Origin of the sequence: Saccharomonospora sp. (genome assembly GCF_027317685.1) — a bacterium.
Lineage (GTDB): Bacteria > Actinomycetota > Actinomycetes > Mycobacteriales > Pseudonocardiaceae > Saccharomonospora.
Genome location: NZ_DAHVQP010000150.1, coordinates 1 through 5,372, shown reverse-complemented (window position 1 = coordinate 5,372; position 5,372 = coordinate 1). Strand labels below are relative to the sequence as shown.

Annotated in this window: 8 protein-coding genes and 1 tRNA gene; 5 read left to right on the top strand and 4 right to left on the bottom strand. The window is 65.1% G+C overall.

The features are described from left to right. Window positions 1–425 precede the first annotated feature (425 nt). Window positions 426–1,037, bottom strand: a complete 612-nt coding sequence (locus M7H19_RS18570) for a TetR/AcrR family transcriptional regulator (protein ID WP_298183429.1) — start codon at window positions 1,035–1,037, stop codon at window positions 426–428. 395 nt (window positions 1,038–1,432) lie between these two features. On the opposite strand from M7H19_RS18570, the gene M7H19_RS18565 reads away from it, so the two are divergent. The 4 genes from M7H19_RS18565 to M7H19_RS18550 all read left to right on the top strand — a co-directional run bounded on the left by M7H19_RS18565 (window position 1,433) and on the right by M7H19_RS18550 (window position 3,949). Further along, complete coding sequence (locus M7H19_RS18565) at window positions 1,433–1,906, top strand: hypothetical protein (RefSeq protein WP_298183426.1); 474 nt, start codon at window positions 1,433–1,435, stop codon at window positions 1,904–1,906. A gap of 467 nt (window positions 1,907–2,373) precedes the next feature. Continuing rightward, the gene (locus M7H19_RS18560; RefSeq protein ID WP_298183423.1) at window positions 2,374–2,913 is read left to right on the top strand and encodes a hypothetical protein; all 540 of its coding nucleotides are present in this window, start codon (window positions 2,374–2,376) and stop codon (window positions 2,911–2,913) included. A 510-nt stretch (window positions 2,914–3,423) separates the two neighbouring features. Then, window positions 3,424–3,720 (top strand): hypothetical protein, encoded by a 297-nt coding sequence (locus M7H19_RS18555; protein ID WP_298183422.1) that lies wholly within the window; start codon window positions 3,424–3,426, stop codon window positions 3,718–3,720. 1 nt (window position 3,721) lies between these two features. Then, on the top strand, window positions 3,722–3,949 hold the full coding sequence (locus M7H19_RS18550) for a hypothetical protein (RefSeq protein WP_197054558.1): 228 nt from the start codon (window positions 3,722–3,724) through the stop codon (window positions 3,947–3,949). Between the two features lie 427 nt (window positions 3,950–4,376). Here M7H19_RS18550 and M7H19_RS18545 read toward each other — a convergent pair whose 3' ends face one another. Together M7H19_RS18545 and M7H19_RS18540 are read right to left on the bottom strand one after the other, a co-directional pair. Beyond that, on the bottom strand, window positions 4,377–4,532 hold the full coding sequence (locus M7H19_RS18545; protein WP_244862228.1) for an HAD hydrolase-like protein: 156 nt from the start codon (window positions 4,530–4,532) through the stop codon (window positions 4,377–4,379). Next, window positions 4,532–4,828 (bottom strand): HAD family hydrolase, encoded by a 297-nt coding sequence (locus M7H19_RS18540; protein ID WP_244862229.1) that lies wholly within the window; start codon window positions 4,826–4,828, stop codon window positions 4,532–4,534. The genes M7H19_RS18545 and M7H19_RS18540 overlap by 1 nt, the downstream gene beginning before the upstream one ends. Before the next feature lie 235 nt (window positions 4,829–5,063). Here M7H19_RS18540 and M7H19_RS18535 point away from each other — a divergent pair, with 235 nt between their 5' ends. Beyond that, window positions 5,064–5,195, top strand: a complete 132-nt coding sequence (locus M7H19_RS18535; protein ID WP_276324362.1) for a hypothetical protein — start codon at window positions 5,064–5,066, stop codon at window positions 5,193–5,195. Window positions 5,196–5,298: 103 nt separating this feature from the next. Here M7H19_RS18535 and M7H19_RS18530 read toward each other — a convergent pair. Beyond that, window positions 5,299–5,372: transfer RNA gene (locus tag M7H19_RS18530), tRNA-Pro, on the bottom strand.

Genomic DNA, 5,372 nt, shown 5'->3' with positions numbered 1-5,372 from the left:
TCCACGATCAACACGAACTGCACCGCACACAACAAACCCAGCAACACCCGATCGGTGCCGCGCCACTGCACGGCTGTCGCCATCCCACACCTCTCAGCCCTCGAACGGGCAGTTCGGTACCGATGAGACCAGTTAATGAATGATCGTTCAATAACTCGATCGGCGCAAGTCGATCCGAGGAACACACGGACACCTCGGCCTCGACCCCTCACGCGAGGCCGCATCGATGACGATCGCCTACCACGGCGAGGGCGGCGGCCGTCCCACCCGCGAGTACGGCCCGCACGACGTCTTCCGCTCCGACCGGGATATCAGCGACTGGCTTTGCGCAGCTTCCGTGGTCTCAACCTCGGGCGGTACGGACCGTACACAGCGGGCCGCAGCGGTCAGGAGTGACGCCGACCGCCCGGCCCGGATCCACACGCTCATCGTCCGTCACGACGGGAGTGTGCGTGGCCGTCGGATACCGGGTTCCCCCAGGCCCGCAGCAGCGGGTCCAGCTCGTCACTCAAAAGCTCCGACAAGGCACCTTCCGGCTCTAAAGCCCAATCCAGCTGCACCCCCTGCGCCAGCGAAGCCAACAGCGCCGCCGCCGATTCGGCCGCCGGTGCGCCCGGCAGTGAAGCCTTGGCGAGCAACTCCGCCAGCACCTCGCGCACAACCTTGCGTTGCCGCGCGAACCGTTCGCGCAGCACCGGATCGGCCAGATCGACACCGAGCTGTCCGAGGTGCCGAGCCGCCGTCTCGGGGTCGTCGATACCCACCACCGTCGCCAGCAACGCTGCCCGCACCGCCGCTACCGGGTCGTCGTGCTCCTGGGCCACCGCGCGCATCCGCTCTTCCAGAACCGCGGTGGAGGCGTCCATCAATGCCACCAGCAGACCGTGCTTCGATCCGAACCGCCCGGCGACCGTACCCACCGCGACACCGGCCTCCGCCGCCACATGAGCGAGTGTGAAGTTCGGACCGTGTTTACCGATCACCCGCTCACACGCCGCCAGCACCGCACTGTCTGGCACCTTCCTCGGCCTCGCCATACCGGCATTGAACCACGGTTCGAGAAAACACCAGGTCCCTGACTAGAGCCCCGATCAGCCATCACCACGCGAAACACGACGATGTCTCTCGACACCGTCGCAGCCCCGTCGAGCGCGAGGGGCTCTCCCACCCGCCTCGGACTGCTACAGCGCTGCCGAGTCCCGCAACCGCCGGTCAATCCGATGTCGGTACCACGATGCGGCACCCGCGCCGAGCAGGGCAGCGGCCGCGGGTGTGGTGCCATCAACTCGGCTCCAGACGTCGAGGACCTGGTTCCGCGGTCGCCTCATCCGCCGGAAACGGGGCCCGGGGATACGCGGCCTCGTCCACCGGCCACGTGTATCGGCGCCATACACTGCTGCGTCGACGTTGCTCCTCACCTTCAGGAAGACGGATGCTCAGCCCCGACGAACACGCCATCAAGGGCCGGATGGGTCCACAAGAGCAGCGGGATCTCCTCGTCCACATCGGTACCCGCATCCTCGAGGATGCCCCTGCGGGATGGAGCCGCCTGACCTACCGGGTCCACACCGTCGTCGAACACGGGACCAGCGAGCTCATCGTCGAGTTCGCGGACGGTGGCAGTCGACGTGAGTTCCCGCCGTCCGGATTGAGCCTGGTGACCGACAAGCTCAGGGCGGGCATGTACCGGGAGGGCAAGGGCACCTGGTTCTCCATGGAGTACGTCATCACTCCGCCCGGGAGGTTCGACGTCACCTACAACTACGACGAGGACCCCAAGATCACTTTCCCCACCGCTTTCGGTTTCACCAACGACCTCGAGCACTTCCCCCGCGACGAGGAGCACATCCCCGACTGGTTGCGGGAGAGACTCCGGAAGGAAGCCGAAGGACGCGTCCTGGAGTAGGGGTCACAGCCTCCATGGTCGGGAGGTGTTCCGGGCGATCGGTCCTCGCCGATGAGCGGGAGTCATCACCGGCGGGGTCCTACTCGGCTGCCGACGAGGACACGCTGCCCGGGTTCAAGCTGGTCACTTTGGCCTCATATCGTGAGGTCCGGGCCGGCGGAGTCCGCGCGGCCGAGCTCGCAACGACCTGTCCTGTGGTGTTGCAAGTGAGTCCTGGCCTGTGTGTTCACAAGCCCGAACCAAGGCATGCTTGCTTCGCCTGTCGACCTGCACGACCGCTGTCGGTCATGGGTGAGGCACGCTTCGGCCAACGCCGACCTGCCAGCCATGGGATGGCCGGCCTCTTGCCGTTGTGACCGTGGATAAGGCGTGAGTTGATCACCGTTCAGTCAGTTCACCCACCCACGCACGCGGGCATGCGAACAAACCGGTTGAGCACCAGCCATTTCAGCTGCGAGAGTGGCTGCATGCCCAGACCGTCGCCGGAAGTCTTGCCCTTCGACGTCTCGAACGGTTGGCCGGCAGCGCTGCCCGGCTGCGTCGTGACGATCCGGGAGACGGGTGTCTCGCTCGGGTCATTGGACCTGGATGACGCCGAATGGCGCGTGCTGCGAGCAGAGCCGGTGTTCTCCCTCCGGATCGACGACCACCCGGAGACGCATGGATGGACGACGATCCACCCCGACGGCACGAAGACGCACCGGGAGTTCGAGATTCCGCTGACTCCCGTCGTGGTTCCGCCTGCCACGCTGAACCACCACGACCGCACGTTCTGGGATTGGGTCATGGACACCCACGGCGCTGAGGGACGGCTGCTCATCTGGCCTGAATCCCGCCGCTGGTGGATGGTGCAGGAGCCAGACCTGGAACTCGTCCTCACCTGCGCACCACCCGGCCTGTTCGCCGACGAGTCGGACGTACTGTCCTGGTGGGACTTCGGCACGCCCCGCGGAAGGCAAGAGGTGGAGGAACTCGCCGAGCGATACAGCGTGAAGTGGGACGAGTAGATCTTGTCCAACAAGCTGAACGACCAGGTTCCATATGTGCTCCTGTCTGCTCAGATTGGACAGCGACCCTCGCCCTTCTTCACCGGTCTGCAAACCTGGCACTGACTCTCGGCGACAGCGATCGACCCACAAGAACGCCCTCGTTCGTCGACATCGGTTGTCGTCCTCTGCCGCCTGCATGTGCCCCAGAGCCACAGCGGCAAGCACCGCCTCCGGAAGGCGTTACAGGCACCGGGGTCACGCTCGGCCAAGTCGCTCGTGTTCGATGTGGGTGGTCGTTGCGGTCTACTTCATACCGAACCCCCATGCACAGGAGGAATTCCGGGCCCGGTTCGATTGGGGCCTGGTCGGAACCAAGGTCCTAGCCGGCATGTCCGATGCGGTTGCCGTGGTTCGCCGTGTTGTCCTTCACCACCGCGCTGATCGTCGTGGTCGACAGGGGGATCGAGGTTCTTCCCCTTCCGCTCGAGGGACGAACGGGCAGAGCGGTTCGCGCAGAAACGCGACGCCGTGCTCGCGGTCGGCAGGTCGGTGGCCCAGCCGGGACAGATCAGTCTGTCCGCCGCGTCCCTCCGCGCCGCTGGTCCTGTCGCGAAGCTCGTCCTGCCGTCGCCGGACGGCTCGACCATCGTGCATGAGATCGCCGAGACCGGCGTGACGGTGATCGGCGTCAGCCTACGCAACGTCGCCGCCGCTGATTGGACCGTGCGCCGTCTCGCCACGAAGCCCGGGGCGTCGGTGTCGGCCATCGCCGCTGGTGAGCGTTGGCCGGGCGGCTCGTTGCGTCCCGCCGTCGAGGACCTGTGAGATGCTGGTGCTTACCGCCACCCTCGATGATCGGGGCTTCGGTCCGTTGTCTCCTGAGGTGCTCTCCGCGGCCACCGCTTACCGTGAGGTCACCGCCGATCTCACCGCAAGTGTGGGCGGACAGGAACTCATCAACTGGGACTGTGCCAACGACATCGAGGTCGCTGCGGAGGTGGACGCGAGCACCGCAATGCCTGTTCTGCAGGGCGAGAGCTTCCCGGCAGCCTGATCGGTGGGATCACGTCCACGCCCGTCCAGCGCATTCCGTGAACGCAGCGTCTGGCCGCGCATGGCCCGATCCCTGCCGCGTATCGCCACAGCCGGCGACAACTGATCACCTGCCGGATGAGTGCATCCCATCTGACCCGGCGTAGCCCGGTCACGCTGTGTCAAGGGACAGGGCAACTTCCTCGTTGACCGGCGGCTGACGTCGCCGGGCTTGCCCCCTTGGCGCGGCGTGATAACCCTCGGGGGCAGCCGGGTGGGACACCTACCGGACCACCAACGAACCGGAACATGCGTGCACGACCCCGGCCATCCTGGAGATCTGCCCGCCCGGCGATGACATCCTCTTCTCCCCTTACCCGGCGGGGCCGCCCTTGAAAAACAAGAGAAGAAAGTTTGAACACACACTCCGTGCGGTGTGGTTGTCAGACTTACCGCTGCGGGATGAGCCGAGTCAGTTCGCTGATGATGGCATCAGGGTGGTGCGCGGCGAGGCGTTCGTGTTTGCCGGGTTTGTTGGCATAAGCCACCACTGGTGTGCCAGCGGCACGTGCGGCGTGGATATCGGTGACGGAGTCACCGACCATCAGACATTCGCCGGGGCGTGTGCCATGAGTGGTATGGCCTGCTGCAGTAGATGTGGATTCGGCTTCAGTCTCGTGATGTCGGCGGCGGTTCGTGCTGACACGCCAGCGACGTAGTGGTCCAGCCCAGCCTGGCGTAGATAGGTTTCGATTGCGACGGTGGAGTTGTTGCTGACGATCGTGACAATCCTGCCTTCGCTGGTGAGGTAGTCCAGCACCGCAGGAAGCCCCGGGGCCTGTGGAGCTTGGCTGACCGCTTCCACTCCCGCGCCACGCTCGTCCACAAGCTGTCGAACCACATCCGCGACTGCTTGACGTAATGCGACGCCATCGTCTCGTCATCAGCATCGACACTGTGGTGGAACAACACCGTGTCCTCGCCCATCAAGTCCCAAACCGACGTGGGCGTGCCGTTCAGCTTCACCCTCCTATAACCGAAGGGCACCTCAGAATTCTTGATCAGACAAAGCATGAACAACGGCACCACGCATTCTCGCCATCGCGGCTGGAGCCGACGTCAAGGTGCTACAGCTCATGCTCGGTCATGCTGACGCGGCGATGACCCTCAACATCTACGGGCACCTGTTCCCCGATCGCCTCGACGACGTGGCCGGCACGCTCGACGCTCGGCGACGGGAGACGTTGGCGAAGCGATCGATGGCGTGACGTTCGGCGACCCAATGTGACATGAATGTGTCATGCTCCGGCCTGCGCACGTGTCCGGAGACGACCAAGGGGCCGTCTACCTGCGTGGACGGCCCCTGTTCTGTCGGGCTGACAGGATTTGAACCTGCGACCCCTTGACCCCCAGTCAAGTGCGCTACCAAACTGCGCCACAGCCCG

Excerpts from the sequence above, each read along its gene's own strand:
- M7H19_RS18550 (WP_197054558.1), top strand. The coding sequence starts at position 3,722 with ATGCTGGTGCTTACCGCCACCCTCGATGATCGGGGCTTCGGTCCGTTG.
- M7H19_RS18545 (WP_244862228.1), bottom strand. The coding sequence starts at position 4,532 with ATGGTCGGTGACTCCGTCACCGATATCCACGCCGCACGTGCCGCTGGC.
- M7H19_RS18565 (WP_298183426.1), top strand. The coding sequence starts at position 1,433 with ATGCTCAGCCCCGACGAACACGCCATCAAGGGCCGGATGGGTCCACAA.
- M7H19_RS18535 (WP_276324362.1), top strand. The coding sequence starts at position 5,064 with ATGCTCGGTCATGCTGACGCGGCGATGACCCTCAACATCTACGGGCAC.
- M7H19_RS18560 (WP_298183423.1), top strand. The coding sequence starts at position 2,374 with ATGCCCAGACCGTCGCCGGAAGTCTTGCCCTTCGACGTCTCGAACGGT.
- M7H19_RS18570 (WP_298183429.1), bottom strand. The coding sequence starts at position 1,037 with ATGGCGAGGCCGAGGAAGGTGCCAGACAGTGCGGTGCTGGCGGCGTGT.